The sequence below is a fragment of the Pseudomonas sp. LTJR-52 genome, from assembly GCF_003691465.1.
In the GTDB taxonomy this organism is placed as follows: Bacteria; Pseudomonadota; Gammaproteobacteria; order Pseudomonadales; family Pseudomonadaceae; genus Chryseomonas; species Chryseomonas luteola.
In genome coordinates, this window is sequence record NZ_CP033105.1 from 2,253,340 (window position 1) to 2,279,009 (window position 25,670).

At 52.1% G+C, this 25,670-nt stretch carries 43 protein-coding genes and 4 tRNA genes; 17 read left to right on the forward strand and 30 right to left on the reverse strand.

What is annotated here, in order from left to right; all coding sequences use genetic code 11:
* The first annotated feature begins 8 nt into the window (after nucleotides 1–8).
* Complete coding sequence (gene serS, locus EAW52_RS10535) at nucleotides 9–1,289, forward strand: serine--tRNA ligase (protein WP_122042356.1); 1,281 nt, start codon at nucleotides 9–11, stop codon at nucleotides 1,287–1,289.
* The gene (gene cysG, locus EAW52_RS10540) at nucleotides 1,289–2,680 is read left to right on the forward strand and encodes a siroheme synthase CysG (RefSeq protein WP_074824346.1); all 1,392 of its coding nucleotides are present in this window, start codon (nucleotides 1,289–1,291) and stop codon (nucleotides 2,678–2,680) included. The genes serS and cysG overlap by 1 nt, the downstream gene beginning before the upstream one ends.
* Here cysG and EAW52_RS10545 read toward each other — a convergent pair.
* Genes EAW52_RS10545 through EAW52_RS10575 form a run of 7 tightly spaced genes read right to left on the reverse strand, consistent with a single transcriptional unit; the run spans nucleotide 2,677 to nucleotide 6,756 of the window.
* Nucleotides 2,677–3,684 (reverse strand): glutathione S-transferase family protein, encoded by a 1,008-nt coding sequence (locus EAW52_RS10545; protein WP_122042357.1) that lies wholly within the window; start codon nucleotides 3,682–3,684, stop codon nucleotides 2,677–2,679. The two genes, cysG and EAW52_RS10545, sit on opposite strands and share 4 nt — an antisense overlap.
* Before the next feature lie 30 nt (nucleotides 3,685–3,714).
* Nucleotides 3,715–4,686: a glycosyl transferase family protein gene (locus tag EAW52_RS10550; RefSeq protein WP_122042358.1), complete on the reverse strand. Its 972-nt coding sequence runs from the start codon at nucleotides 4,684–4,686 to the stop codon at nucleotides 3,715–3,717.
* Nucleotides 4,683–4,997, reverse strand: coding sequence for a TusE/DsrC/DsvC family sulfur relay protein (locus EAW52_RS10555; RefSeq protein ID WP_122042359.1), 315 nt, complete (start codon nucleotides 4,995–4,997; stop codon nucleotides 4,683–4,685). The genes EAW52_RS10550 and EAW52_RS10555 overlap by 4 nt, the downstream gene beginning before the upstream one ends.
* Complete coding sequence (gene tusB / locus EAW52_RS10560) at nucleotides 4,994–5,293, reverse strand: sulfurtransferase complex subunit TusB (protein ID WP_026004118.1); 300 nt, start codon at nucleotides 5,291–5,293, stop codon at nucleotides 4,994–4,996. Before tusB ends, EAW52_RS10555 begins: the two co-directional genes overlap by 4 nt.
* On the reverse strand, nucleotides 5,290–5,649 hold the full coding sequence (gene tusC, locus EAW52_RS10565; RefSeq protein WP_122042360.1) for a sulfurtransferase complex subunit TusC: 360 nt from the start codon (nucleotides 5,647–5,649) through the stop codon (nucleotides 5,290–5,292). The genes tusB and tusC overlap by 4 nt, the downstream gene beginning before the upstream one ends.
* The gene (tusD, locus tag EAW52_RS10570; protein WP_122042361.1) at nucleotides 5,649–6,041 is read right to left on the reverse strand and encodes a sulfurtransferase complex subunit TusD; all 393 of its coding nucleotides are present in this window, start codon (nucleotides 6,039–6,041) and stop codon (nucleotides 5,649–5,651) included. Before tusD ends, tusC begins: the two co-directional genes overlap by 1 nt.
* Nucleotides 6,042–6,087: 46 nt before the next feature.
* Complete coding sequence (locus tag EAW52_RS10575; RefSeq protein WP_010794644.1) at nucleotides 6,088–6,756, reverse strand: Bax inhibitor-1/YccA family protein; 669 nt, start codon at nucleotides 6,754–6,756, stop codon at nucleotides 6,088–6,090.
* A 124-nt stretch (nucleotides 6,757–6,880) separates the two neighbouring features.
* Between EAW52_RS10575 and EAW52_RS10580 the strand changes: the two genes are divergently transcribed.
* The 7 genes from EAW52_RS10580 (at nucleotide 6,881) to EAW52_RS10610 (ending at nucleotide 10,632) form a co-directional block, all read left to right on the forward strand.
* A tRNA-Ser gene (locus EAW52_RS10580) sits at nucleotides 6,881–6,970 on the forward strand.
* Between the two features lie 132 nt (nucleotides 6,971–7,102).
* Nucleotides 7,103–7,747, forward strand: coding sequence for a UvrY/SirA/GacA family response regulator transcription factor (gene uvrY / locus EAW52_RS10585; protein ID WP_010794643.1), 645 nt, complete (start codon nucleotides 7,103–7,105; stop codon nucleotides 7,745–7,747).
* 1 nt (nucleotide 7,748) lies between these two features.
* Nucleotides 7,749–9,575 (forward strand): excinuclease ABC subunit UvrC, encoded by a 1,827-nt coding sequence (gene uvrC / locus EAW52_RS10590; RefSeq protein WP_122042362.1) that lies wholly within the window; start codon nucleotides 7,749–7,751, stop codon nucleotides 9,573–9,575.
* Nucleotides 9,576–9,607: 32 nt separating this feature from the next.
* The gene (pgsA, locus tag EAW52_RS10595) at nucleotides 9,608–10,165 is read left to right on the forward strand and encodes a CDP-diacylglycerol--glycerol-3-phosphate 3-phosphatidyltransferase (RefSeq protein WP_122042363.1); all 558 of its coding nucleotides are present in this window, start codon (nucleotides 9,608–9,610) and stop codon (nucleotides 10,163–10,165) included.
* 64 nt (nucleotides 10,166–10,229) lie between these two features.
* Nucleotides 10,230–10,305: transfer RNA gene (locus tag EAW52_RS10600), tRNA-Gly, on the forward strand.
* A gap of 41 nt (nucleotides 10,306–10,346) precedes the next feature.
* Nucleotides 10,347–10,420, forward strand: a tRNA-Cys gene (locus tag EAW52_RS10605).
* Between the two features lie 125 nt (nucleotides 10,421–10,545).
* Nucleotides 10,546–10,632 (forward strand) — tRNA-Leu (locus EAW52_RS10610).
* Between the two features lie 69 nt (nucleotides 10,633–10,701).
* Here EAW52_RS10610 and EAW52_RS10615 read toward each other — a convergent pair.
* The 23 genes from EAW52_RS10615 to EAW52_RS10725 form a co-directional block, all read right to left on the reverse strand.
* On the reverse strand, nucleotides 10,702–11,733 hold the full coding sequence (locus EAW52_RS10615; protein ID WP_122042364.1) for a tyrosine-type recombinase/integrase: 1,032 nt from the start codon (nucleotides 11,731–11,733) through the stop codon (nucleotides 10,702–10,704).
* Nucleotides 11,734–11,735: 2 nt separating this feature from the next.
* A complete protein-coding gene (locus EAW52_RS10620; protein WP_122042365.1) occupies nucleotides 11,736–11,942 on the reverse strand; it encodes a DUF4224 domain-containing protein in 207 nt (68 codons plus the stop codon).
* 44 nt (nucleotides 11,943–11,986) lie between these two features.
* The gene (locus EAW52_RS10625) at nucleotides 11,987–12,538 is read right to left on the reverse strand and encodes a hypothetical protein (protein WP_122042366.1); all 552 of its coding nucleotides are present in this window, start codon (nucleotides 12,536–12,538) and stop codon (nucleotides 11,987–11,989) included.
* Nucleotides 12,539–13,086: 548 nt separating this feature from the next.
* Nucleotides 13,087–13,356, reverse strand: coding sequence for a hypothetical protein (locus tag EAW52_RS10630; protein ID WP_122042367.1), 270 nt, complete (start codon nucleotides 13,354–13,356; stop codon nucleotides 13,087–13,089).
* Nucleotides 13,357–13,465: 109 nt separating this feature from the next.
* Nucleotides 13,466–13,717, reverse strand: a complete 252-nt coding sequence (locus tag EAW52_RS10635; protein WP_122042368.1) for a hypothetical protein — start codon at nucleotides 13,715–13,717, stop codon at nucleotides 13,466–13,468.
* Entirely contained in the window at nucleotides 13,710–14,246 is a 537-nt protein-coding gene (locus tag EAW52_RS10640) for a hypothetical protein (RefSeq protein ID WP_122042369.1), read from the reverse strand. The genes EAW52_RS10635 and EAW52_RS10640 overlap by 8 nt, the downstream gene beginning before the upstream one ends.
* Nucleotides 14,239–14,544 carry a hypothetical protein gene (locus tag EAW52_RS10645; protein ID WP_122042370.1) on the reverse strand — a complete coding sequence of 102 codons (306 nt, stop codon included), beginning with the start codon at nucleotides 14,542–14,544 and terminating at the stop codon, nucleotides 14,239–14,241. Before EAW52_RS10645 ends, EAW52_RS10640 begins: the two co-directional genes overlap by 8 nt.
* A 75-nt stretch (nucleotides 14,545–14,619) precedes the next feature.
* A complete protein-coding gene (locus tag EAW52_RS10650) occupies nucleotides 14,620–14,946 on the reverse strand; it encodes a hypothetical protein (RefSeq protein ID WP_122042371.1) in 327 nt (108 codons plus the stop codon).
* Nucleotides 14,947–15,130: 184 nt separating this feature from the next.
* Nucleotides 15,131–15,973, reverse strand: a complete 843-nt coding sequence (locus EAW52_RS10660; RefSeq protein ID WP_122042373.1) for a DNA cytosine methyltransferase — start codon at nucleotides 15,971–15,973, stop codon at nucleotides 15,131–15,133.
* Between the two features lie 8 nt (nucleotides 15,974–15,981).
* On the reverse strand, nucleotides 15,982–16,188 hold the full coding sequence (locus tag EAW52_RS10665; RefSeq protein ID WP_122042374.1) for a hypothetical protein: 207 nt from the start codon (nucleotides 16,186–16,188) through the stop codon (nucleotides 15,982–15,984).
* A 257-nt stretch (nucleotides 16,189–16,445) separates the two neighbouring features.
* Complete coding sequence (gene ssb, locus EAW52_RS10670; RefSeq protein ID WP_122042375.1) at nucleotides 16,446–16,904, reverse strand: single-stranded DNA-binding protein; 459 nt, start codon at nucleotides 16,902–16,904, stop codon at nucleotides 16,446–16,448.
* Between the two features lie 9 nt (nucleotides 16,905–16,913).
* Complete coding sequence (locus EAW52_RS10675; protein WP_256680779.1) at nucleotides 16,914–17,519, reverse strand: ERF family protein; 606 nt, start codon at nucleotides 17,517–17,519, stop codon at nucleotides 16,914–16,916.
* Entirely contained in the window at nucleotides 17,476–17,958 is a 483-nt protein-coding gene (locus EAW52_RS10680) for an HNH endonuclease (RefSeq protein WP_162997615.1), read from the reverse strand. Before EAW52_RS10680 ends, EAW52_RS10675 begins: the two co-directional genes overlap by 44 nt.
* 82 nt (nucleotides 17,959–18,040) lie before the next feature.
* Nucleotides 18,041–18,544, reverse strand: a complete 504-nt coding sequence (locus EAW52_RS10685) for a hypothetical protein (RefSeq protein ID WP_122042377.1) — start codon at nucleotides 18,542–18,544, stop codon at nucleotides 18,041–18,043.
* Complete coding sequence (locus EAW52_RS25915; RefSeq protein ID WP_162997616.1) at nucleotides 18,541–18,702, reverse strand: hypothetical protein; 162 nt, start codon at nucleotides 18,700–18,702, stop codon at nucleotides 18,541–18,543. Before EAW52_RS25915 ends, EAW52_RS10685 begins: the two co-directional genes overlap by 4 nt.
* On the reverse strand, nucleotides 18,699–18,881 hold the full coding sequence (locus EAW52_RS10690) for a DUF1382 family protein (protein WP_122042378.1): 183 nt from the start codon (nucleotides 18,879–18,881) through the stop codon (nucleotides 18,699–18,701). The genes EAW52_RS25915 and EAW52_RS10690 overlap by 4 nt, the downstream gene beginning before the upstream one ends.
* Complete coding sequence (locus tag EAW52_RS10695; RefSeq protein ID WP_122042379.1) at nucleotides 18,878–19,093, reverse strand: hypothetical protein; 216 nt, start codon at nucleotides 19,091–19,093, stop codon at nucleotides 18,878–18,880. The genes EAW52_RS10690 and EAW52_RS10695 overlap by 4 nt, the downstream gene beginning before the upstream one ends.
* 15 nt (nucleotides 19,094–19,108) lie before the next feature.
* Nucleotides 19,109–19,363, reverse strand: a complete 255-nt coding sequence (locus EAW52_RS10700) for a hypothetical protein (protein WP_122042380.1) — start codon at nucleotides 19,361–19,363, stop codon at nucleotides 19,109–19,111.
* Entirely contained in the window at nucleotides 19,350–19,496 is a 147-nt protein-coding gene (locus EAW52_RS25920; RefSeq protein WP_162997617.1) for a hypothetical protein, read from the reverse strand. The genes EAW52_RS10700 and EAW52_RS25920 overlap by 14 nt, the downstream gene beginning before the upstream one ends.
* A 470-nt stretch (nucleotides 19,497–19,966) precedes the next feature.
* On the reverse strand, nucleotides 19,967–20,164 hold the full coding sequence (locus EAW52_RS10710) for a hypothetical protein (RefSeq protein WP_122042381.1): 198 nt from the start codon (nucleotides 20,162–20,164) through the stop codon (nucleotides 19,967–19,969).
* A gap of 140 nt (nucleotides 20,165–20,304) precedes the next feature.
* Complete coding sequence (locus EAW52_RS10715) at nucleotides 20,305–20,583, reverse strand: hypothetical protein (RefSeq protein ID WP_122042382.1); 279 nt, start codon at nucleotides 20,581–20,583, stop codon at nucleotides 20,305–20,307.
* A 421-nt stretch (nucleotides 20,584–21,004) separates the two neighbouring features.
* A complete protein-coding gene (locus EAW52_RS10720) occupies nucleotides 21,005–21,244 on the reverse strand; it encodes a DUF1654 domain-containing protein (RefSeq protein ID WP_122042383.1) in 240 nt (79 codons plus the stop codon).
* Between the two features lie 75 nt (nucleotides 21,245–21,319).
* Nucleotides 21,320–22,186: a LexA family protein gene (locus EAW52_RS10725; protein WP_372238889.1), complete on the reverse strand. Its 867-nt coding sequence runs from the start codon at nucleotides 22,184–22,186 to the stop codon at nucleotides 21,320–21,322.
* Between EAW52_RS10725 and EAW52_RS10730 the strand changes: the two genes are divergently transcribed.
* The 8 genes from EAW52_RS10730 (at nucleotide 22,185) to EAW52_RS10765 (ending at nucleotide 25,609) form a co-directional block, all read left to right on the forward strand.
* Nucleotides 22,185–22,388: a Cro/CI family transcriptional regulator gene (locus EAW52_RS10730; protein WP_122042384.1), complete on the forward strand. Its 204-nt coding sequence runs from the start codon at nucleotides 22,185–22,187 to the stop codon at nucleotides 22,386–22,388. The two genes, EAW52_RS10725 and EAW52_RS10730, sit on opposite strands and share 2 nt — an antisense overlap.
* Before the next feature lie 2 nt (nucleotides 22,389–22,390).
* Entirely contained in the window at nucleotides 22,391–22,699 is a 309-nt protein-coding gene (locus EAW52_RS10735; protein ID WP_122042385.1) for a CII family transcriptional regulator, read from the forward strand.
* A 123-nt stretch (nucleotides 22,700–22,822) separates the two neighbouring features.
* Nucleotides 22,823–23,785: a hypothetical protein gene (locus EAW52_RS26180; protein ID WP_177411902.1), complete on the forward strand. Its 963-nt coding sequence runs from the start codon at nucleotides 22,823–22,825 to the stop codon at nucleotides 23,783–23,785.
* Nucleotides 23,772–24,551, forward strand: a complete 780-nt coding sequence (locus tag EAW52_RS10745; protein ID WP_074830601.1) for a hypothetical protein — start codon at nucleotides 23,772–23,774, stop codon at nucleotides 24,549–24,551. Before EAW52_RS26180 ends, EAW52_RS10745 begins: the two co-directional genes overlap by 14 nt.
* On the forward strand, nucleotides 24,548–24,745 hold the full coding sequence (locus EAW52_RS10750) for a hypothetical protein (protein WP_122042386.1): 198 nt from the start codon (nucleotides 24,548–24,550) through the stop codon (nucleotides 24,743–24,745). The genes EAW52_RS10745 and EAW52_RS10750 overlap by 4 nt, the downstream gene beginning before the upstream one ends.
* Nucleotides 24,742–25,020 (forward strand): hypothetical protein, encoded by a 279-nt coding sequence (locus EAW52_RS10755; protein WP_122042387.1) that lies wholly within the window; start codon nucleotides 24,742–24,744, stop codon nucleotides 25,018–25,020. The genes EAW52_RS10750 and EAW52_RS10755 overlap by 4 nt, the downstream gene beginning before the upstream one ends.
* The gene (locus EAW52_RS10760) at nucleotides 25,017–25,208 is read left to right on the forward strand and encodes a hypothetical protein (protein WP_122042388.1); all 192 of its coding nucleotides are present in this window, start codon (nucleotides 25,017–25,019) and stop codon (nucleotides 25,206–25,208) included. Before EAW52_RS10755 ends, EAW52_RS10760 begins: the two co-directional genes overlap by 4 nt.
* Entirely contained in the window at nucleotides 25,205–25,609 is a 405-nt protein-coding gene (locus EAW52_RS10765) for a recombination protein NinB (protein ID WP_122042389.1), read from the forward strand. Before EAW52_RS10760 ends, EAW52_RS10765 begins: the two co-directional genes overlap by 4 nt.
* The last annotated feature ends 61 nt before the right edge of the window (nucleotides 25,610–25,670 follow it).

Genomic DNA, 25,670 nt, shown 5'->3' on the forward strand with positions numbered 1-25,670 from the left:
GAAAAAACATGCTTGATGCAAAACTGGTACGTACACAGCCTCAGGAAGTGGCAGAACGCCTTGCCGCGCGTGGTTTCACGCTTGATGTACAGCGCATCGAATCCTTGGAATCAACTCGCAAGTCTGTGCAAACACGTACCGAGGAGCTTCAGGCTGAACGTAACAGTCGATCAAAGGCCATTGGTCAAGCCAAGGCGCGCGGTGAAGACATCGCGCCGCTTCTGGCCGATGTGGACCGTATGGGAGGCGAACTGGAGACCGCCAAGCGTGAGCTGGACGTGATTCAGTCTGAATTGGATGCTCTGCTGCTAGGGCTGCCTAACTTGCCACATGAGTCCGTTCCAGTAGGCACCAGCGAGGAGGAGAACGTAGAGGTTCGCCGTTGGGGCACTCCTAAGCGTTTTGACTTTGAGGTTAAGGATCATGTAACCCTGGGTGAAGCTCATGGTTGGTTGGATTTTGATACGGCCTCTCGCTTCTCGGGTGCTCGCTTTGTCTTGATGCGAGGCCCTATAGCCCGTCTACACCGTGCATTGGCGCAGTTTATGATCAATCTGCATACGGGCGAGCATGGTTACGAGGAGGCTTACACACCTTATCTTGTCCAGGCCGAGACCTTACAAGGCACAGGGCAGCTTCCTAAGTTTGAGGAAGATCTGTTCAAGGTTCCGCGTGACGGTGAAAGTCCGCTTTATCTGATCCCGACTGCGGAGGTCACATTGACCAATATCGCAGCAGGCAGGATTTTGGACACCAAGGCACTGCCTATTCAGTTGGTAGCCCATACCCCATGCTTCCGTAGCGAGGCGGGTGCTTCCGGACGCGATACGCGGGGCATGATCCGTCAGCACCAGTTCGATAAGGTTGAAATGGTACATATCGTTGAGCCTGCAAAATCTTTCGAGGCATTAGAGGCTCTGACAGGTCATGCTGAGCGTGTTCTGCAACTTCTAGAGTTGCCCTATCGTGTGCTTGCTCTCTGCACTGGCGATATGGGCTTCAGTGCCACCAAAACGTATGACCTTGAAGTATGGATTCCGAGTCAGGATAAATATCGCGAGATTTCTTCCTGCTCTAATTGCGGTGATTTCCAAGCGCGCCGTATGCAGGCTCGGTGGCGTAACCCGGAAACGGGCAAGCCAGAGCTCGTACATACATTAAACGGCTCGGGCTTAGCAGTGGGTCGTACGTTAGTGGCTGTGCTGGAAAATTATCAGCAAGCCGATGGAACCATTCGCGTGCCGGAAGTCCTCAAGCCGTACATGGGTGGCGTTGAGGTTATTGGCTGATGGAGTTCTTGCCACTGTTTCACAATCTGAGCGGCCGCCCTGTACTGATTGTTGGTGGAGGTGAGGTCGCTTTACGCAAGGCGCGTTTACTTAAGGATGCTGGGGCAATGCTCAAGGTTGTTGCGCCACGCATTCATCCGGCCATGCGAGAATTGATTGAAAATGGTGGCGATTCGTTGATCGAGCGGCCCTACCAGGCAGATGATATGGGTGGGGCCGTCCTGGTTATTGCTGCAACCGATAATGAAGACCTTAACATCCAGGTTTCGGCCCAAGCCAAGGCGATAGGTGTGCCAGTTAATGTGGTGGACTCTCCTTCACTGTGCACTGTTATCTTTCCTGCAATTATTGACCGCTCACCTTTGATTGTCGCAGTTTCGAGCGGGGGAGATGCGCCTGTCTTGGCTCGGCTTGTACGAGCCAAACTAGAGAGTTGGATACCTGCTGCATATGGTGAGCTAGCCGGCCTGGCTAAGAAATTTCGTTCTAAGGTTAAGCGCCGTTTTGGTGATGTCCAGGCGAGGCGCGTCTTCTGGGAAGAGGTATTCCAAAGCGAAATTGGCGAAAAGGTACTCGCTGGCCAGCCTCAAGTAGCTGAGCGTTTGCTTGAAGAGAAACTTTGTAACGCATCCTCAAGCGTTAAGGGCGAAGTCTATCTGGTGGGCGCGGGACCGGGTGATCCTGACTTGCTGACATTCAGGGCTTTACGCCTCATGCAGCAGGCCGATGTAGTCTTATACGATCGCTTGGTTGCTCCCGCTATCCTGGATATGTGTCGTAGAGACGCTGATAGAATCTATGTAGGCAAAAAAAGGGCTGAGCACGCGGTTCCGCAAGAAGAAATCAATCAGCTTTTAATTGATCTGGCCGGTCAAGGTAAGCGTGTTCTAAGGCTTAAAGGCGGCGATCCGTTTATCTTTGGGCGCGGGGGCGAAGAAATTGAGCGTCTGGCTGCCCATGGGATCGGATTCCAGGTAGTGCCGGGTATTACAGCTGCCAGTGGCTGTGCGGCCTATGCCGGCATACCGCTGACGCATAGAGACTATGCCCAATCTGTACGCTTTATCACAGGCCATTTAAAAAATGACACGTGTGATTTGCCATGGAGTGATTTGACCTCTCCGGGGCAAACGTTGGTTTTTTATATGGGGTTGGTTGGGCTACCAATCATTTGCGAGCAGCTTATCAAGCACGGGCGTGACGCTTGTACGCCGGCCGCCTTGGTTCAGCAAGGCACCACCTCAAGTCAGCGTGTATTTACGGGAACGCTGGCAGATTTACCTGTTCTCGTAGCGCGCCATGAGGTTCATGCGCCTACGCTAATAATCGTAGGTGAGGTCGTAACCTTGCGTGAAAAGCTGGCCTGGTTCGAAGGCCAATCGCATCCTTAACGGTCACGCTGCCATAAACCTACAGCGGGCAACTGCTCTCGATCGTGAGGCGACGTTAAGTCGAGTGCTGGCCCTTTGGGAATGATCCCGTTAGGGTTAATCGTTTCGTGACTGCCATAATAGTGATGCTTGATATGCTCAAAGTTGACAGTCCCTGCAATGCCTGGCCACTGATAGAGCTCCTTCAGCCATCCCTGAAGGTTAGGGTAGTCTGTAATGCGGCGTAGATTGCATTTGAAGTGTCCGTAATAGACTGAGTCGAACCGTATTAATGTTGTAAAAAGTCGCCAATCTGCTTCTGTCAGGTATTTTCCTGTCAGATAGCGATGCCTGCTCAGGCGATTTTCTAGTTGATCAAGAGTAGTAAACAGCTCTTCAAAGGCGAGTTCGTAAGCGTACTGCTCTGTTGCAAATCCAGCCTTATAAACACCGTTATTCACCTTGGCATAGATAAGCTCGTTAAGTGAGTCGATGTCTTGCTGTAATGGTTCTGGATAAAAATCGATGCTGTTGCCTGTCAGTCCGTCAAATGCATGATTCATCATGCGGATGATATCGGCAGACTCATTGTTAACGATGCGCTTATGCTTGTTATCCCAAAGCATTGGTACTGTAACGCGACCTGTGTAATGAGGTGTAGCCTCTAGGTAGCGCTCATAAAGAAACCGCTTGGCTTCATCAAGTGTGTCACCCGTTGAGCCGAGCGTTTGATCAAAAGTCCATCCTTTGTCCTTCATAAGCCAACTAACAACGGATACGTCGATAATACTCTCAAGGCCTTTAAGCTTTCGGAAAATAAGGGTGCGATGAGCCCAGGGGCAGGCTAGAGAAACATACAAGCGGTAGCGGTTAGGCTCTGCCTCGAAGCCTGCCTCGCCTGTAGGGCCAGGCTCACCAGTGGGCGTTACCCAGTGTCTGAACTGGGCGCTTTCCCGCTTGAAGCTTCCATCTTCGCCGGTGTCGTACCAGCGGTCCTGCCATTTGCCTTCTATCAATAGGCCCATCGGCTCCTCTCCGTATTGTGGAGCCGTCTATTAGTGACGTTGGCTCCAGTAATCTTTTGCCTTGGCTAGAGCGGCTTCCCGGCTGTGGCCAAGCGCTCTCAAACCCAAGGCTATCGTAGAAAGAACGGCCAGTTCGCCGTAGGCATCGTTTGCTTTGCCGGTCCATACATCTAATAGATGATTGGCATCCAGCCGCTCAGGTTTGACGTGTCTTCTTTCTGAAAGTGCAGACCAGGCTTCATTCCATTCAGTGCCGTACTCTGTGCCATAGAGATGAAAATCATTGTCTGGGTTGACTTCAATTTCACCGCCTTCGCCTTTAATCACGATAGCCTTGTCGCCTAACAGGCGGCTGGCTTCACGGTGAATGGGTTGATAGCCTGGGTGAAAGATACTTTGCAGGATGCAAGTTGCGTTGAGCGGATTTAACAGTCTGACCAGCGAATGAATAGGCGAACGCAATCCCAACGTATTGCGTAAGTTGATCATATGCTGCAAGGCAGGCATCCAGTTTTCCAGTGGCATAAACGCCAGGTGGTCTTTATTTAAAGCTTCCTGTGTCTGGTGCCAATCGTTACAAAGATGAATACCCAGCGTTTCTAGAACCTGCTCAGTATATAGTCGTCCTGCTGTATGAGCGCCGCCGCCGTGAATCAGAATCCGCACACCATGGGATGACAGGCATTTGGTGGCAAGCAGAAACCATGGTAAGTGGCGTTTTTTACCTGCATAGCTAGGCCAGTCCAGATCTACTGGAATGGTCGGGGCGTTGAGATGTGCTCGAATAGCATCGGTAAAGCCGGCAAGCTCTTCTGCGCTTTCTTCCTTGTGTCGAAGCAGCATAAGAAAAGCGCCGAGTTGAGCATCCTCGACATTTCCCTCAAGGATCATCCCCATGGCGCACTGGGCTTCTTCGCGAGTTAGGCTGCGTGAACCGCGTTTACCTTTGCCGAGTATGCGTATGAATTGAGCAAAGGGATGTTCTTCAGGCGTCGTTATCATAAGCAATTAGTCGGTTTTGGAAGTCCTGCCAGCTTGGCTGCTAGCTTGGCGGGGCTTCCTTTGAAAAGGAGATTCAAATGAAGGCTGTTACCCTTCTCGGGACCTAAGGTTTGCGCAATATATTTAATCAGCGGACGATTAGCTGGGGAAAGCTGGAACTCAGCATAGAAATCTCTAAGAGCATGAAGGATTTCCCAGTGTTCAGGCGTAAGAGAGAGACCCTCTCGAAGAGCTAGCTCCTCAGCTATTTCAACGGACCAGTCTCCTAGATCCAGTAAATAGCCTTCCTTGTCAACATTGAGTGCAGTCATGGCCAGCTATGTACCTTGTCATAAGCTACACAAAGAGCCACAAAACGATCATAGTCAATCATTTCAAAACGAGATGTTTCTCTGAGTCCACGGGCCTCGACATCTTCTTGAAGAGCAAAGCCTTTGACGCCGGTTTGAAGTGTTTCAAGCAGAGCCGCTGTTCGCGAGCTTTCTTGTAGCAGGTATGTAGCGTCGCCCATTAATAAAAGTGCATCCTGCTCCGCAAGTAGCGGCAGGGCGCTGTCTAGCATCCTGCTCTGGAAAGGCGAAGCCGAGATAAGGTGAAGCGTCTTCACAGCGTAATCACCATGTCGTGCTGATTTAAAAGCAGCCGAGCCTCTTCGGTAGATAGGATCTCAACTTCCAGTTCAAGCATTGATTGCATTACGTTGCGCTCCAGTAAGCTGCTTTCTAATGCATACAGTTTGTCTACGCCGAACAAGGGAAGAGCTTGTAGATTAGCGGTCAGATCTTTTTGCTCAAGATGTGAAGCGGCCTGAGAGGGTTGTAATTGGAAAACACCGTCATCCATGAAGAGCATGGCAATGGGTAAATCGAAAGCGCCGCCTGCTAGGGCAATGTCTAGAGCTTCTCGGGCTGCCATGCCCGACCATGGCGCTTGCCGACTAATAATGAGCAGCGACTTTGCCATTAAATGTCTCCAAAGCAAATGAGGCGATCGGCTTCCTGTGCAGCCTCATGAAGCTGCCCTAGACCAGAAAGCTGCCAGGGCTCGTAAAGGTTGGCACTCTGGCGCCCATGGCGATGAGCCTCTTCCGAGCTCAGAATGCCGCGCCGTAAAGCGGCAGAAATGCAGACGACTGAATCCAGCTTATTTTGCTGAATGAATAAGCCCCATTGGCCCGCCCAGTCTTGCTCATCCTGAGGCGTTACGATGGATGAAGAGGCATTGTGTACTCCATCCTGATAGAAAAAAAGACGAGTGATTTCATGGTGCGCGAACAACACGGCCTCAGCAAACCGAAGGGCTCTTCGGGAGGAGGGCGAGTGAGGTGCGGAAAATACAACGATAGCAAATTTCATAAATAAAAAAGGCCCGCCGAAGCGGGCCTCTCCAGTGCACGTCTCGTTAATCATTGCTGCTGGCAAAGCCTAGCAACTGAAGCAGGCTGACAAACAGATTGTATATCGAGACGTATAGGCTGATGGTAGCCATGATGTAATTATCTTCCCCGCCATGGATGATGGCGCTGGTTTGGAACAGAATTGCTGCCGAGGCAAACAGTACAAAGCCCGCACTGATCGCAAGCTGCAAGCCGCTGATATTCACAAAGAACGACAGCGCTATTGCGCCTAGCAATATCCAGAATCCGGCCATTAGAAAGCCCGACAAAAAGCTCATGTCTTTGCGGGTAATCAGTGCATATGCCGACAGGCCAAAGAAGACCAGGGCAGTCATGCCTAAGGCAGAAGAAATGATGCTTCCGCCATTAGGCAAGCCCAGATACATATTCAGTATCGGGCCTAGGGTGTAGCCCATGAAGCCGGTAAGCGCAAACGTGCTGACCAGCCCCCAGCCACTGTTACGCAATTTCACAGTGAGAAAGAACAGACCATAAAAGCCGATCAGAACTACAAATATGTTGGGATATGCAACGCGCATCTGCTGCGAGACGTAAGCTACCAAGCCACTGAAGGCCAGCGTCATTCCCAACAGAGCATAGGTGTTGCGCAGCGTGCGACTGATGTCGCGCCGTTCGGCAACCGCAGGGTTGAAGGCATATTGACGCTCGTTCATAACGACACTCCTAATGTGGTCGAAACCTATTCATACCATAAGATAATAACAACTCTTTGAAAAAAAATAGATTTAAGTGTTTGACAGCGTGTTTCGTTCGGGTAATATTGCGCCCCGCACCTGCGGAGGTGTGGCCGAGTGGTTTAAGGCAACGGTCTTGAAAACCGTCGAAGGGGAGACTCTTCCGTGAGTTCGAATCTCACCGCCTCCGCCATCTTCTTGCTCCAAGTCATCGTGCGTTTATCTCTGACTTGTGTATAGTCGCTACACATTCTTTCGCATTTATTAGCTTGAGACGAGTCTTAGGCTTGTAATTGGCTTATGCATCAGCGTTATGAGGTGCACGGTGATTAAAGTGCTGGTGGTCGACGACCATGATCTGGTAAGGGCCGGTATTATCCGTATGTTGGCGGATGTCGATGGCATTCAGGTCATTGGTCAGGCAGATTCTGGCGAGAATGGATTAAAGCTTGTCAGAGAGTTAAAGCCTGATGTGGTCCTCATGGACGTCAAGATGCCAGGCATCGGCGGCTTGGAAGCTACTCGAAAGCTTCTTCGTAGTCATCCCGAGGTAAAGGTCATTGCAGTAACGGCATGTGAGGAAGATCCCTTTCCGACTCGTCTGTTGCAGGCTGGGGCTTCTGGTTATCTTACAAAAGGTGCGGATATCCAGGAGATGATTACTGCTATACGTCATGCATTTGGCGGTCAGCGATACATAAGCGCTCAGATTGCTCAGCAGTTAGCGCTAAAGTCTTTTCAACCTCAAAGCAATGGCTCGCCGTTTGATCTTCTTTCAGAGCGCGAAATCCAGATCGCATTGATGATTGCTAATTGCCATAAGGTTCAGGTGATCTCCGATAAGCTTTGCCTGTCGCCCAAGACCGTTAACACCTATCGTTATCGTATTTACGAGAAACTCTCCATTACCAGTGATGTGGAGCTGGCTTTATTGGCAGTTCGTCACGGGATGGTAGACGCTACGAGTTGAAATGACCGAAACGTTTGATCCTTCTGCTTTTCTTTCTGGCTGCAGTTCTCGGCCAGGTGTTTATCGAATGTTCGACGAAAGCTCCAAGGTGCTTTATGTCGGAAAAGCAAAGAATCTCAAAAAGCGCCTTTCGAGTTACTTCCGCAAAACTGGCTTGGCTCCCAAGACAGCGGCGTTAGTAGCAAAAATTTCCCAGATTGAGATAACTATTACTGGGAATGAGACAGAGGCGCTTCTGCTTGAGCAGAACCTTATCAAGCAGTTACGCCCCCCTTACAATATTCTCCTTCGGGATGACAAATCCTATCCTTATGTCTTTCTGTCAACTGAGGATGAATTTCCTCGGCTTGCTATCCACAGAGGCGCTAAAAAGGAACAGGGCCGCTATTTCGGTCCGTATCCGAGTGCGGGTGCTATCCGAGAAAGTCTGAATCTCTTGCAAAAGGCATTTATGGTGCGCCAGTGTGAGGACGGTTTTTTCAAGAACCGTACTCGCCCCTGTCTTCAATATCAAATCAAGCGCTGCAAGGGTCCGTGCACCAATATGGTTTCCCGAGAGGAATATGCTGAAGATGTTCGTCATTCGGCTATGTTCCTAGAGGGGCGCAGCAATGCCTTGGCTGAAGAGCTAAGTGCAGTTATGGAAAAGGCTGCCATGGCTTTGGATTTTGAACGGGCCGCCGAGCTGCGTGATCAAATTGCCTTAGTGCGACGAGTGCAGGATCAGCAGCATATAGAGGGTGGGAGCGGGGATGTAGATGTTATCGCTGCGATGGTGAATCCGGGTGGTGCATGCGTTCATCTAATCACTGTGCGTGGCGGCCGTGTTCTTGGTAGCAAAAACTTTTTCCCGCAGGTTGCGATTGAGGAGGAGCCCCATGACGTTCTTCTTGCATTTTTGGAACAGTATTATCTTGCTCATATGGAGCGGGATTTGCCCGATGAAGTCATCGTAAATACCGTTCATGAGGACTTCCCAACCCTCATAAGTGCCTTTAACGAATTGCATTCTCGAGGTCTTGAGATCTCGCATCGTGTTCGAGGCACTCGTGCCCGCTGGCAGCAATTGGCTGTGACAAATGCTGAGCAGGCGCTTAATACTCGGCTTGCTAATCGCCAGCATATGGCTGCTCGTTTTGAGGCGCTTACGGATGTGTTGGGGTTGGCTGAGGCGCCACAAAGGTTGGAGTGCTTTGATATTAGCCACTCAAGTGGGGAGGCTACAGTTGCTTCCTGTGTGGTGTTTGGTCCTGAGGGGCCTATTAAATCCGATTATCGCCGATACAATATTGAGGGTGTCACGGCAGGTGATGATTATGCTGCCATGCATCAGGCGTTGACCCGTCGTTTCAGTAAGCTCAAGGATGGGGAGGGTAAAATGCCTGATATCTTGCTGGTGGATGGCGGTAAGGGGCAGTTGGCAATGGCTCGTGATGTGCTTCAAGAGCTGGCGGTTCCGGATCTCGTCTTGTTGGGTGTGGCTAAGGGTGTGACTCGCAAGCCAGGTTTGGAGACACTCTATCTGAATGATCCCTCTAATGAGTTCAGCTTGCCGGGTCACTCTCCTGCATTGCACCTGATACAGCAGATTCGTGACGAGGCGCATCGCTTTGCTATTACGGGGCATCGAGCAAGAAGAGGGAAGGCGCGTAGGACATCTACACTTGAAGATGTTGCAGGAGTAGGGCCGAAGCGGCGTAGAGAGCTGCTTAAGTACTTCGGAGGCCTGCAAGAGCTTAATCGTGCAAGTGTCGATGAGATAGCCAAGGCGCCAGGAATTAGCAAAAAACTAGCTGAGCAGATTTATGCTGCACTGCACAGTGAGTAGAATGTCCAGACATTCATATATTTCCTGTGCCAATGAACATTCCTAACCTGCTTACTGTTCTGCGCGTTCTGCTCATTCCTTTCTTTATTGCTCTGTTTTACCTGCCGGTTTCTTGGAGCTATTGGGCGGCGAGTTCAGTGTTTGCCTTGGCTAGTTTTACTGATTGGCTGGATGGCTACTTGGCTCGTCGATGGAAACAGAGTACTCCATTCGGAGCTTTCCTGGACCCGGTTGCTGACAAGCTCATGGTTGCGGTGGCCTTGGTGCTTCTGGTGCAGGAACATGCCACTATTTGGTTAACGTTGCCTGCTACCATTATTATTGGTCGAGAAATTGTAGTGTCAGCCCTTCGTGAGTGGATGGCAGAATTAGGGGCGCGAGCTCAAGTAGCTGTATCTAGTCTTGGAAAATGGAAAACAGCGGCGCAGATGGTGTCTTTGATTGTGCTGTTGGCTAATCCTCCTCAACTGACGTTCTGGGTTTTGACAGGGTATGTTCTTCTGATCATTGCGGCTGCGCTTACGCTTTGGTCTATGTGCAGTTATCTGCTTGCGGCTTGGCCGCATCTGAGCATAACGAAGAAAAAATAACTTTTTTGAATCAATGAGTTGACAGCGTCGTTGGATTGTATAGAATGGCGCCCGTCACCAAGACGCGGGAATAGCTCAGTTGGTAGAGCACGACCTTGCCAAGGTCGGGGTCGCGAGTTCGAGTCTCGTTTCCCGCTCCAGTTTGTCAGTCAGCTCCGCTTTAATTGGGGTTGGCTTATGAGGCCGGGTGGCAGAGTGGTCATGCAGCGGATTGCAAATCCGTGTACGCCGGTTCGATTCCGACCTCGGCCTCCACTATGTAGCCCTGCAGATCTAGCGGTCTGTAGGGCTTTTTATTTTTACTTTGTTGTTCGCTGTGCTGGCTAAGTTGGGTTGTTTGCTATCTATCCCTAGCTAAATGCTCAGTGTAGAGCGCTACCGCCCGGATGGCGAAATCGGTAGACGCAAGGGACTTAAAATCCCTCGGAGGAAACTCCGTGCCGGTTCGATTCCGGCTCCGGGCACCAACAACCATGCGGGTTTGAGCGTTTCGAGCCCTGAAAAACCGGTCCGCAAAATCATAGGCCGGTCCGCAATTATCGGGTAGGAGTGATTTTCTTACCCTTGCGCTCTCTGATGTAGGCCTCGGTCATGACGACCGTCGTATGTCCTAGCTGGTCCCTTGCCTGTAGGATATCACCACTCAGCTCAGCCTTGTCAGTGCCTGCCTTAGCTCGTAAATCTCTAAGTTGAAACGCTGCTTTATTGACGCCAGCCGATTCACGCGCTTCGTCAAATCGAGTCCGCAACATACTGGCTGTCATCGCCATTCCATCCTCAGTCACAATCAACTTTGTTGATCGCACTTTATGCCCGGTCTTCCTGGTCATGATTCGGTCAACCAATACAGCCAGCTGTCCGCTGATCTCAATACGCCGCTTAGCCTTCGTCTTTGACTGCGTTACCCATATATGACCCTCCCTGATATCTCGCTCATCCATCCTGAGCGTGTCGCCCACTCGCTGCCCGGTTAGGTAGGCGAGATCCATCGCATCTCTCAGGCCTGCATCGGCCGCATCGTGTACCGCCTTGTACACCGAATCTTCGATGTAAACATCCCGTCCCGTTTCCTTATTCCCCTTTACTCCTGAACATGGGTTTGCCAGCGCTGTATAGCCTGTCTCTCGTGCGTAGTTCCAGATCGCGGAGAGTAGGGCCTTTTCTCTGTTAGCTCGAACCTTGGCATCCTTTCGGAAGTTCAGGTACTGCCTGATGTGCTGAGGCTGAATCTCATCCAGTGGTGCCGGTGGATCTCCAAAGAACGAAAGCAGCTGCTTTAGCTCTCTGGCATTGTCTTTCTGCGTGGCCGGTGACTTGCTGGGGACGATTTCCTCAAAGTACCGGCTAGCCACATAGGGAAAGGTGATCACATCTCGCTTAATAGCATCTGCTGTCCTGTCCCGTTCAAGCTCGGCATATTTCATAATTGCCAAGCCATAGTCACTTCCTAGAGGTATCTCCTTACGTGGCTTTCCGCCTGCGTCGTAGTAGTAATAGATGGTGCCACTTGGTTTCTTTCTTTCTCTCAGCCGAGCAATAGAGCCCGGCTTGTTTGGCCTTCTTCCCATATTCAGCCTGCCTTTCTAGGCGTCCATTTCGGTCTTTCTTCGGGTGCTTGTACGCCACCAATGACTGCCGAGGCGCTAACGGCCGGCCAGCCATTGGCTTTGATCGTGTGCCGTATACCATTTTTCTTGAGATTCGTAATCTGACCCGCCTTGGTTTTTGCGCCGGTCAGCTCGCACACCTCAGCGTGAGTGAGAAATAAAACGCTCATAGATGCCTCCTGCAGGGCAGGTGTATAAATGAAGGGGAAGGGGGTTAAGCGACGTACTGAAGCTTTCCGCTCAATATTGCTTCTTTAATGGTGTTGTATTCCCAGCAGTAAGACTGGGCATCAACGTACACGCGCAGGCCTTTTGGATAATCATGCTTTTTACGCTTAATGAATGCCTCAGCAGCAGCCTTAGTGAAATGCGAGTTCACATACTCCCAATGATCATTACACCCAGTGACTGTGTGATCTTCGAGCTCTGCCAGAATCTCCCACTGATCATATTCGCTTAACTCAAGAAACTTACATTCGCCTTGTTCCATAGCGATACGGTCAAGGTTCTCTTGCATATCCTCTTCAGCGTCATTCCAATACTCCTGAGGACTAAACCACTCGCTTTCTTCCCAGAGGACAACACGAGTGCATCCGTAGTCTGGATCTATGCCGTAGGTAGTCCGCTTGGCTTCAACCTTAAAAATTGCATCGGCTGTGTAATGCTCTTTTACCCCGGCACCTACGCAGTCATGGCGAAGACGTTTAACGAAGTCGTTCCATGTTTCAGGTGTTAGCTGGCCATAAACTAGGCTTTCTTCAGACATGACTTCTCCTATCCCGCCTAATGGCAGGTGGCTATTAATTGAAAAGGGTAGGTAGAGGTGCTATCAGTACCGCTCCATCTATTAAGGAGCTATACGGATATGCTGCGTGATGATGAGATAAAGCCGAAATGCCCTAAATGCGAAGGTATTGAATTCATGGCAGTCAATAACTCGTATGTAGCTAGGGCTGATTTTAAAATCCCAATGATTGTCTGTGCCAACGAGTCGTGCATGACTGTTGTCGGCGTTCTGCCGCGGGAATCTGTTTGGAAGTAAGCGGCTAGTTTTTCTGAGGCGGAGGCCCACCCAGCAGAGGCTTCTGCCCTTCATCCAAATGCCAGGGAATATCAATCCGGCAGTCTGGGCAGTGCTTGAGGTTCAGCGTTGAGAATCGTGCAAGGTCGGGGGATTTACAGCGGGGGCAATACTTCGTCGTTACCATATCCCACCCTGCATCTGGTAAGCCTCACAGTAAAGCCAAGCGAAGAAGGCAAGGATCGCCCAGGCCAGGAGCTCGCCCCACGTGAAGGGCTGCGGTGCTTGTTGATTCATGATTTCACCTGTACGCCAGCGGCTTCTATACGTGCAATAGCCTCGGAAATACTTATAACCTTTGCGCCTTCTCGGAATTCGCCTGCTGGGGTGCCTTCGCCAATATCAATCGCTAGTGCAGCGCGGGAGGCTTGCCATGCCTTCCAATAGGTTTTTGCTGCGTAGTTGTAATACTCGCCGTCTTCGCTCTTGAGCATGTGAGCTTTCGATAAAGCTGTTTCGCCGGATTCGATCGCCCACGCCTCGAACTCTTCGCGCATACTCATGACTCTATCTCCAAACTAAACATCACAAACGGCAGAAGGGATGCCCACATGGGCGACTGAACCAGCGCAAGGGTCGTTACGGCAGTGGCAAGGAAGGCAATGACCATGATCATGACTTGTCACCGTGGAGGTCTCTGCGACGATATACCCCCGTCAGTGTCTCGAGAGCGCAGAGCATTTCCTCGAACTCTCCTGCTCTCTTCGTCATCTCCTCGAGCTTTTCCTCAAGCTCAGCCACGCGCCTGTCATGGTCGGAGGCCAGAACCATCGGCACGTCATCCTGAATTGCAGCCGGTTTGAAATAAGAAGCGCACTCATACAGCCAGCCGCAATGCAGTTTGTATCGCGTTATCTCACTCATGATCCACCTCTGGCTTGGCTGTGCGGGCTGCGTCGATGGCGGCATCAATATCTTCCAGCGTCTCAATATCCGCCTTGAGCATGTTCTCCCAATGCATCGTGTCTGCGTTCTCGCGTATGTGGCGATACCGCTCAGCGTCAGCCTTCAGCGCGTCACGCTCCTCCATTGCCTTGATACCTACACGATGGTAGCTGTCCCGCTCCTCCCGTAAGCGCTGGTTCTCGTCCAATACTTCCTCGTAGCCTTTCGTATAGTCGCTAACCTCAGTCTTCAGCCGCTCTACTTCTGCCTGGAGTGCGTCAGGTGCTGTGTAGAGTGGCGTCTTGCGGTATCCGTCCATCTTTCCCGCAATCACTGCTGACCTGTCGTCCAGCATGTTGTTTAGCTCGTCACCGTTAACCCAGGCCACAGGCTCAGCTGATGCGGTACGGGCGGCCTTCAATATGCGAGGTGCCCACCACTCTGGATCGCTGATTACCGTTCCCGCTGGCATTTCACGCTTTAGCCATTCGGCAAATTGCTCACTCATCACCTACCTCCGGGTTCAGCGCTTCCTCTATCTGATCGATAGCGCTATCTACCTCACCGTCTTGGAGCAGCTTTAGGGATAGCTTCATGGCTGATTCTGCTTCGCGCAGGCGTTCGCAGAGGGCGAGGATGACGGCGGGGTTGGCTGCTGCTATGTACTCAGCATTAGCCGTTATTTCCTCTGATCTGGCTATTAAACGGCCTGATTCAGCAATAATTTCCCCATAACCTTTTCTTCTCCAAGGGCCAAACGTTGCCTTCTTCGCTAGCTCAATCAATCCATCGATATCAATGTTCATGCGTAACGCTCCAAGCCAGATAGGCTATGACTGTGATAGTGAGGGTTAGGGGAGGGAGTAGAGCGGATAGGAGGGTCATGGCATGGTCCGCCCTACTTCAGCAGCAGCGAGGACTATGGCTCGTCGGGTGGCTTGATATCGATCGCTATTACACTCTTCGACGTTCTGCTCTATTTGCCTTTCTATACCGGCATTTTTTGCAAAGGCTTGTCCTAGTACGCTGTGATAACGGATGTTGATATCCAGCTTAACCGCCAGCCGCAGTGCGTCACCATCGTCTGTGAGCGGGTTCCATGCCCGAGTATTCATTCCGGCCTGGATGTAAGGATCACCAGATGCGCCAAACTTGATCCTATACCCAGCCGCCTTGGCAGCCAGCTCTAGCAATTCACGACTGCTCATCTCTGCCTCTCCCATACGCTGGAGTTATTGAAGTCCTTCCAAAGCACTTGCCTACACCGCATCGCTGCTATGTTCTCCAGCTCTACGCCTGCGTCTGAGGTGAGTACGATTCGATACCGAACACCGGTAGGGACGTGCAGCCACACACAAGCCTCAACGGCCTGCGCTGATTCTCTTAACGTTGTCATGGCATGGACTCCATTACTGCTTCGATGAAGACTTGCGCGGCTTGCGCGTTGATGGCATTACCGTAGGCGCGCAGGCGTCCCACTCGGGCGGGAGACCCATTAGCCAGCGGGAATGTGCCGGATTCAACTGGCCGCCATTTCCCATCTCGGCATCTAAGCCAGTCAGCATCTCGCCAGAACCCGTTAACCGGACGGATTGGTCCATATCCAGATATTTCGCCATCACCTGAAGGGATGTTATTGCCTTTCTGTGCGATAACGTGCCATCTCTCTCGCCCATTCGTTTCTTCATTGCTAGATGAGCTTCTGGAGTCTTGTTGTCGTCGTTCGCTACTGGTGTCGGCCACCCAGTAAAGTCTGTCTCGGATATGCGGAGCGCCGACGCCCGCAGACGGGAACGGGAGAGCCCCGACGGCGTAATCCACGGCTTCCAGGTCAGCTTGTACAAGGTCGATCCAAGGGTCTGCGTCCTTGCTCGCAACCTGCTCTCCAAAGACGATTGGAGGGCGACACTCTGCGATGAGCCAATAGAACGTTGGCCAGAGGTGCCGCTCGTCATCAAACCCAGCTCCTTTGCCTGCCGCGCTGAAAGGCTGGCACGGGCAACTGCCGGTCCATACAGGAAGCTCATCTGGCCATCCTGCTCTACGAAGAGCGAGGGACCAGACACCAATGCCTGCAAAGAAGTGGCACTGGGTATATCCTTTAAGGTCATCAGGGCGGACATCTTCAATACTCCTTTCATCCACGTCGCCAGGCGCAATGTGGCCGGCCGCTATCAAGTTGCGCAGCCATTGACCGGCGTATGGGTCGATTTCGTTGTAATAAGCGGCAGGCATGGGATTACCTAGGCGTCGTAGTAGCCAGCGAACCAGGCGCAACGCTTGCGCATCTGTGTCCGGCCGTAGGGGCAGGCTTTCTCTGTAAGCGAGCAATCACGTGCTGCTCGGCCTTCGAAGTACTCGTCATCCATGTCCATGCTTAGGAATATGGCCTGACGGCTAACGGCGGCGCTGATTGCTTCGGGTGTGCGATGTTTGATTGCTAGGGTCATGTTCGCCTCCTACTACTGGGCGATGGGTCCTGGTGTTCCAGGCAGCTTGAAATGGGTTCTGATGTTGTAACGGTCTGCTGAGGGTAGGCACTAACCCAACTCCGTTACCTGCTTACCGCTGGCTAGATACGCTTCAAGGGCTTGAGCAAGCTGCTCACGAGAGGGCTGACGCTGGGTAATTGCGCGGGTGTCTACAAGCATGTGGCACCTATGAAAAAGGCGCCTCATGGACGCCTCAACTACTCAAAGGGGGTTAATCAAAAGGGGATGTCGTCATCGAATTCGCTGTAATCCGGAGCAGGCTGAGCTTGTGGCCGCTGTTGCGTCTGCTGAGGTCTTTGCTGTCGTGGTTGACTGTCACCCTCTGGCTTGCCGCCTAGCAGCTGCATAGTCCCGCCCATGCCTACGACGATCTCAGTCGTGTACTGGTCCTGACCTTGTTGGTTCTGCCACTTGCGTGTTCGTAGCTGGCCCTCTACGTAGATTTGCGAGCCTTTGCGCACGTATTCGCCGACGATCTCAGCTAGCTTTCCGCTGAAGACGACGCGGTGCCACTCAGTTCGCTCCTGCATCTGACCTGTCTGCTTATCCTTCCAGCTTTCACTGGTTGCCAAAGTCACGTTGGCGAATGCGTTACCGCTGGGCGCATAGCGCACCTCGGGATCACCGCCACAATTCCCGACCAAAATCACTTTATTTACGCCGCGAGATGCCATGTCTGTTCCTTATGCTGCATTCTGCTGAGATAGATGGTCTTGATACTTTCTGGCCGCGCCCTCTAGGGCGAAAATCAATGAATCAAATGCATCGGCCATAATCTTTGTTGCGTCTGGGTAGTCCTTCTCGAACTTGGCCTGCACCTTGGGGCTGCAACTGTTCAGGACTGCCTCAAGCTTGTTCAGCTGTTGCTTGTTTATCGGATGGCCTGATGTGCGGTTGTCCTGACTGTCGGCATCCTTGTTGTCGTCGATCAGCAGGAGACCGTTCAGGGCATATTTACGGGCATAGCTGGATGCGCTGCCGGTGATCTGGCTCTCATCCTGCCCCTTCTTGGTTAGCGCCTCACGTGCGAAGGCGCTGGTACTTATGCTGCTCTCGCCATCCGTGAGTGTCGCAGTGGCCTTCACGTATATCCGGTCAGCAACCATTACGATTTCGTCAGTAATCACGATGACCATCTCACCAAGCAGGGGCTTTACCGCCTGCAAGATGTCCTCACATGAACGATATTTGTAACCACCGAACTTGTTTTCCTGGCTTTTAGGTGCATGAAGTTGCTTTTGAACTTCAGCCAGCTTCATTGCAATTGGCTTTGTAATGGCGTTCGCCATAGCCGTTCTCCTTAAGAAGTTTTACGCGCTCTAGATAGGCTGTCTCAGGGTCATAGAATCGGAATGTTTCACCCTTGAACTTGAAGGCATAACGCTTCTTCAGTCCGTTGGTGTTATCTATGAGTACGCCAGGAAAGCCAGTAGAGGGGTGCGGCTTGATGGTCGAATTGCGGCAGTTATCGGCCTGACTAACCACTCGAAGGTTTGCTATTCGGTTGTCTGATCGAATGCCGTTGATATGGTCGATATTCCCGTCAGGCATCACGCCATGTACGTAGAGCCAGCAGAGGCGGTGAGCCTTGTATTGCCTGCCTTTGATCTTGATTATCAAGTACCCGTAGGTATCGAACGATCCGGCGCTATTCCTTCGGCTTAGCCTTGTGATAATGCCGCTTTCAGGATCGTAGTGAATGTGTCTCTTCAGTTCGTCCTGATTCATGATTTCTCCAGGCAGCCGAATCATGCATGGCTGCATAAAGGGGAAGAGGGAGAGGGGTGTTAGGCGAGTAGCGGGAGGCTAGTCAAGAATCAATCTTGCGGTAGCCTTTGTCATAAGCCTGTGCGGCAGTGGTGTGCATAATGCCGAGATCTTCCGCCATTTCTTTAATGGCCTTATCCCGCTCTTCCGCTGCTATCTGCTCGGGGGTTCGGAGTGGCCGGAATGCCTCTGCAATGCCTTGCCCGACAATTCGAGATCCATCATGAATAGTCTGAACGTATGCTGCGCACCTCTGGGATTCTCCATCGAAGTGAGCAATGATTTCGCACTCGGCATATTTATAAGGCTGCTCTAAATACCCTACGCGGACCTCACACACCGTCCCAACAGGCGGCAGCCCTTCGCCGCTCCATGGGCGACGGGTAACGATCACGTACGGCATATGACGTAAGTCAGCCTTTGTGGCGTAATAACCACCTTCACGGGTATAACGATCTCCATCTTCACGATAGAAATCCGCTTCCATGTTCGTCCATTGGATATGGAAATCGTACCCTTTTGGTGCCTTGCTCCAATCGATACTCATGCTGCACCTCTCATGCCCACGAAGTACCGATGAACCCAGATCCAGCCTGCATCTGTGCGCTGCCTGCGAACCTGACGGGGATACTTGCTGATCCCCTTGGCTACGGCGATCTTGAAGCAGTCTGCTTCGGTGCGGCCTGCTACTTCCTGAATACTCATGCTTCATCCTCCGCCATCTGTGCCAGCGTCTCTAATCGCTCATTGGCCTTCTCAGCCAGTTCTTGGTAGTCCTGCCCGTTAAGCACCGGCATCGGCACGAACAGCACGCCAGCTTTAACCAACTGATTCGACATCTCAGCCGCTCGGCGAAGATCGGCTGCGTTTGCTCTTGTAATCATGCTGCTAACGCTCCCATTACCTGACGACGCTCACCAAGCAGCTTGTCCAAGCGCTTCATGTAGTGATTACGGATGTCCTGACTGATGAAGTCAGCTGCGTGATAGGCCTCAATGAATCCCCATGCAGCCCAGTAGTCAGCGGTCAGATGAGCCGAAGTGTTCAGGCTCATGATCTGGTTTTCGATGATTCGCTCTGCTCTAGCTCTGTCCATTACTGCGCTCCTTGCTTAGAAATAAGGGACTGGGTTGTCATCGGCTGCGTTTTCACGAGGAGTAAATGTGAAACGCACCAGTCGATCAGTGAGGAATTTACGAGCCAGCGTGCCCGGCTCAAGGGGATAGAAGTCGCCATACGCATAGGCGCCGCCGAACCAGGCTCTGGCCTTAATGCCACCTTCTTCCAGCTTGACCAGCGTCCAGCTAATGAGGCTCATTCGGCTTCTGGCGTCGAACTCGGTCATGTCAATCTCAACGACTACCATTTCTCCGTCCTTGCTGGGCCTTACGCTCCAGCTCTTCAGCTCGCTCGATTAACATCGCTGCTACGAAGGAATCTTGAGCAGCCGCCTGCTGCCGATAGCGCATTGCTTCGGCTTGAATCTGTTGGGTGGTCATGGGGATCTGCTAGAAGGGGAAGTCTTGCTGTTCAGGATTGAATGGGCTGAAGTCGGCGCAATCTTCGACTGGGCCATGCCACAAGGTAGCCATCTCAACCTCAGAGCATCTGCTTTGCTTCACTAGATGAGGACCAAGCTCAAGAGCCCCGCAATCCCAGCATTGCCCGCCGGTGACTTGCTGATATCCAATACCTACATCTACGTATTCGGCTTCAGTTTGTGAGCCGCACCATCTGCATTTGGGTCCGTTCATGCTGGGAATCTCGGGAAAGGTTGTACTGGTGGTTTGATCTGGTAAGTCGGGTTTGTAAGCGCCTGCACCCCAATCTCCGGATTTCGCAAGCGTCCGGTGGATAGGTCTACCCCTACCCGCTGTCATGCCAGATCAAACCCCACTACAACCTGAGCCATACCCCGGCGTACCGGGGCAGGGAACTGCTTACCGCTTAAGCGGGGCAGGTGGTGCGGTTACTTGATTGCTATGGCTGCGATGTCATCTATCGGCTGCGTGTAGATTCGGCGCGCCGTCTCCAAAGTGACAGGAACCAATATGTATCCCTCGTCCCATAGGTCCTGAATGTTGTCAGGTCTGGATATGGCTACCGCCACACATCGCATTGTGTTCGGGTCTAGCGCTGCCACTGATTTCTCGTTCATCTCGCTCATCTCATATCTCCATATGCAGGGAAGCCGGTTAGGTACGACCGCTCATATCTGGCAGGTCAAGCCAGAGCAGTAAGAGAGCAGCTGTAAGGATTAGTGGGTTCATGCGGTGTCTCCATGCTCTGGGCTGTACAAGAGGGGGATTAGGCTTCGGCTTGCTCGTATGCCTCACCGCAGAACATGCAGTAGCGAGCCGCAAGAAAGCTCTTTTGCTTCTTAGGCTTGAACGAGCCTGGAGACTTCTTAACCGGTGCGTCGTACTCAATCTCTACGGGCATCGTCTGTAAGGCTTTCATTTCGCCATTAGTGATGCACAGGCTGTAGCCTGTCAGCCGTACGCTTAGATTCTTTGCGCCTTCTGGAAGCTGCTTTGCTACGTGATCAGTGAGGCGCTTTTCGTTATCTGATTTGCAGGTACACATCTTGTTTACCTCCAGTGGGTTTAAGCGACAGCCAGCTAACTCGAACTGGCTGCCTTAAACCGTCTGTCTCTCAACCACCTTCCTTGCAGCGGGTCCTCCCGACATCTCATGTCCGCTACTGGCGTCAACATGAGCAGCTAGTGGCTGATCGCATACAGAGCTTGGGCCTGTATGGGTGCATTGCCGTCACACCGTAGGGCAGTCTGTTTAACCTCCGTCGGCAAGCCGGGACTGCGGAGGGATTCTGAATTGTGTAAAGAGCGGTGAAGCCTGGGCTTCGTTGCCGCCGTGTTGGCTGGCATGTGCTAATAGTAGTGATGCTAATAAAATAGGTCAATAGCATTGCTAATATTTTTTTGTTTGCTCATAAAAAAGGCCCGCGCTTGGCGAGCCTATTATTAGAACTGCGAACTAGGTTTGATTAGTCTGTAGCATTGGTCCAGCGAATAGTTGCGCTGCCATCATCCTCTTTTGCCAGCTCCACACCTTCAGTGTCGGCAATCTCATCAAGCAACCTATCCCATTCCCTAGGGCACTCATGATCCAAGCGAGCAACGGTCAATCGCTTTGATACCTGAATGGCCGGAGATGAAAGTAGAAAGCGAATACGGTTGGCGATAGCTTGATAAGACGACAACGACGGTGAAGCTGAAGCGGGCATAGCAACCTCCTATTACTGTTTTTATATACAGTATTGTTAGGTTGCTATGTTATGCAAGCGAGATCTGCGTCTCGTTTAGATTTTTTGCTTAGTTTCAACTGCGACGCCAACGATTTTGCAGTTGCCGTCGATCTTGATCATTGGATAGGCAGGGTTTAGCGGCTTCAGATAGCGCTGGCCGTTGTCCTCAACAAGCTTCTTGAAGGTGGCCTCGTTGCTGTCTGTTAATTTGGCGACAACGTATCGGCCAGGAGTAGGCTCAACCTGGGTATCTACGAGGATTAGGGTGCCTTCTAGAAACGTCTGGCCCATCGGGGCGGTCATTGAGTCGCCCTTCACCTCAAGCCAGAAGGCTGATCCTTTAGCTTTATAATTAGTCAATTCGTAGCGATCTGCAAAACCTGGCGGCCAAGGCTCTATGGCTTCTTCCCATGCTCCAGCCATTACCCAGCTGATAATGGGATATTCGTAACTGTCACGATGCTGTAATGCCATCTGAACGTTCGATCCGCTTGCAGTTCGATTCGTTCTGAAAGATTCGATTCCAGCAGCAGCCAGCTCCTTTGCAAGGCGCGGACTGACTTCCTCTACGGCGAAGTCTAGTACGCGAGACAGCACAAGTAGAGCATCAAGGTTTAACGGGATCTTTCCAGTGGCGTATTGACTGAATGCGCTCTGGCCTGACCAGCCACATTGTTCAGCAACATCAGCCTGGGTAAGGCTGCTTCCACGAGCCTTCGCCGCCGCCTTGCGATTCTCGTAAATCGCTTTCAGGCGGGCGCTCTCAGCCAATTCTTCGGGTGTTAGTTCGCGGCGGGTTTTCATGCGCGCAACTGTATTAGTGGTGCTGCTATTTTCGCAAACACCAGCGCTCATATTTTCTTGAACAATAAAATTAGCAGTGCTACTATTCGATATACGTAATACGGAGCAAGAATCCATGTTGAAAGTCACTTTGAGTGAATACCTAGACAAGCACGGCACTCAAGCCGCGCTTGCAACTGCTTTGGGCGTACAGCAAAGCGCTATCTCTCAGATGCTCCGCGCAGGCAGAAACATTGAAATTACCATCCACCCAAACGGGGTTCTTGAAGCCAATGAGCTTCGCCCCATACCGGCCCGCCCAAAGCGGAAGGTCGCTTAACCATGTCCACACACCAATTAAGCCCGGATCAGCTTGTAAGGTCCCGCAAGAATTACTCAATCCTCATGCAGAAGCTGATGTCGATCGGCAATGCGCCAGTGGCTCAGGCAGTAGGAGTTGATGAAGCAACAATCAGCCGCATGAAGCCAGAACAGTTCGAACGCTTCTCGCAAATTTTATCAGTCCTGGACCTGAAGATCGTTCCGACCGAGATGAGGGTTTTCAATGAGCGTGATGTAGAGGCTCTGTTCCATCAGGCAAAGCGTTGGATGGAGCACGTACAGCACGTAGATCAGCTGGAAGAGGACTGATCGAGATGAAAAAGGCAAATTGCAGGCAAGAAAAAGCCGGTGGCTAGACCGGCTTAATCAATAACGCACTTAGCGAGAAAAATTATGGCAGTACTTCGATCAATAAGTAAAGGGCAGTTGAGAATGCAGCTCAACGAAGTGGCCGGCAATGCGGTCGCCGTCTATCCGGCCTTTCGTAAGGTTCTAGGCCTGAACGCTGCTGCTGCTCAGTTCCTCTCGCAAGCTGTGTACTGGACTGAGCGCACTGAAGACGGTTGGTTTTACAAGACTGAATCTGAGTGGATGGATGAAATCGGCCTGTCCATCAAAGAAGTCCGCTCATCACGTAAGGCTCTCGTTGCTATCGATCTGCTGGAAGAGATCCGCAAGGGAATCCCGGCAAAGATGCATTACCGAGTCGATACCGTCCTTCTAATGGATTACTTGTCCGGCCAGAAGGTAATAACAAGTTGTGCCCCAACGGCAGAACTGGTTGTTGCTAATGGGCAGGACAGGCTAGCCCTTATCGGCACAACTATTACAGAGAATACACAAGAGATTACTCAAGAGACTACCTCAGAGAGTATTCCGACCCAGCCCGCTGAAGCGGTCAGTGCGGTCATCGAAGGTGAGTTGATCGATGAGGATCAAGGTCAGGACCTGATCCCGGTTAACCCGATCACGCAGTCAGGTCCTCGCTGCGCTATCCCTGAAGACATGCCCGGCCCTAAAGACGCTGGATGCAAAACCTACAAGGCTTGGGCCAATTACGCATTCGCCTATCGCAAGCGCTACACCACTTGGCCTGTCTGGAATGCCAAGGCTGGTGGACAGCTGAGCCAGCTGATTGACCGCATCGGTGTGGAGGCCGCCCCTCAAGTTGCCGCTTACTACCTAACTATCAACGATGCCCGCCTGATCAACGAGTGCCACAGCTTGAGCCTGCTGCTGGCTAAGGCTGAAGCCATCCATACCCAGTGGGTAACCGGCCGCCAGATGAACAGCCGCACCGCTCGCCAGATGGAAGACACGCAAGCCAACCTCAACGCAGCGCAAGAAGCTGCAAGCCTGATCAAGCAAGGAGGCAACAAGAATGCTTTCCTCTGATGACATTGCAGATCTCGCCATGGCTATCTGCGCCACCGCTGAAACACTAGGGCAGACCATCAGCGCCGGCGCGGCAAAGATCATGGCTGAAGATCTGGCCTGCTTTGAAAAGCAAGTGATTGGTGATGCGCTGCGAGCCTGCCGCCGCGAGCTGACAGGCAAACTTACTCTGGCTGCCATTCTCCAGCGCATCCAGGCTGCTGATGGCCGTCCGGGCAAGGATGAGGCTTGGTCTATCGCTCTGGCTTCGAACGATGAGTTCGACACCGTTGTGATGACTGACGAAATCATGCAGGCCATGTCATCTGCGCGTCCGATCCTGAGCGCTGGCGACAAGGTGGGCGCCCGCATGGCCTTCCTGTCCACCTACGAGCGACTTGTTGAGGATGCTCGCAAACAAGGTATTCCTGTGAAGTGGTCGGTTTCGGTTGGATTCGATGCCCAGCGCCGACTGGCTGCCATAGAAGAGGCAGAACGTCTGAAGCGCCTACCTCCTCAAGTAGCCCAAGAGCACAAGCTTCGCCTTGCTTACGAACAGCCAACAACCAACGGCATTGCTATCGCTGGACTTCTCACTGGTTCCGTCTCGCAACCCACAGTCGATGTGAAGGAAAAGCTGGATGAGATCCGGGCGGAACTGAAGAAAAAGCGTATCGAGAAGCAAGCTGCTCGCAATCGACAGATTCAGGACATCACTCGAGACCTTCAGGAACGGCAGGCCAAAGCTCAGGCCGCACTGGCTGCGCTCAAGGAGAAGCAGGCATGAACTGGACCCCAGCAGGTAAATACGTCCTCAAGGGCGAGCACGGCTATCAAGTGGCTAAGTACATGGTTATCGACGAGCCGCACTACCAAGCATGGCTAGGGATGGAGGCCATTGGCTTTCCCTGCAAGACCGTGAAGGAAGCCAAGGAGCGCTGTGAGCGTCATTTGCAGATCATGGGGAGGGAAGCGGCATGAGACATCAATTCAAGCCCGGTGATCTTGCGATTATCACCACTGATGTTCGTCAGGTTATGCCGGGCAGTGTCGTGCAGATAGTGCGCTTCAAGCCAGCGCGGCAGCTTGGAGAGCGTTTGGACGGGAGGATTATCCGTTCCACTGAAGACGCTTACCTGTTCACCCACCCAAGTATCCCTGAAGGATATGGGGCATATGCACCGGTTAGGTTCTTCGTTCCTCTTGATGCCGACTTCGTGCCGGACGAGGAAAAGGTTCAGGAGGCCAAGCCATGAGGACCTACACCCTCACTAGTGACCAGCTCAGAGAGTTTGCAGAAAGCCTGTTCGATGACGGCTACCGCTGCGCCGCTACTGTGAGCGAGAAGGGCGACCCAATGGACGTGTTCAAGACCGAGGCGTACTACCACGCTCGCTGCCGTGATGTGGAGCCTCGTCTGTTCAGCGTGGGAGGTAAGAAATGACAAAGCCTTCATTCCCTCTACGCAACGAGATGGACCGCCAACGCGCTATCGCGCTTCTGCAGAAGGTTGACCTATCTGCAGGCTGGACATGGAGCCTGAAGGAAGAAGCCCGGACAGACGCTCAGAACCGCCGCATGTGGGCAATGCTCCGCGACATCTCCCGTCAGGTGGAGTGGTATGGCGAGAAGCTGAGCGAGGAAGACTGGAAACATGTCTTCAGCGCCGCAGTACAGAAACAACGTGCCGTCCCCGGTCTGGAAGGTGGGTTCGTCGTGCTGGGCATCTCCACCCGCAAGCAAAGCAAGCAGTGGTTCTCTGACATGTTTGAAGTAATGGAAGCCTTTGCGGCTGAGAAGGGCGTGCGGTTCACCACCGCTGACTATTGGGGGATCGCAGCATGAACTGTGGAAATTGCCATAAGTGCACTGCGGACCTTGAGACCGTCATTCCCGGCACGAAGAT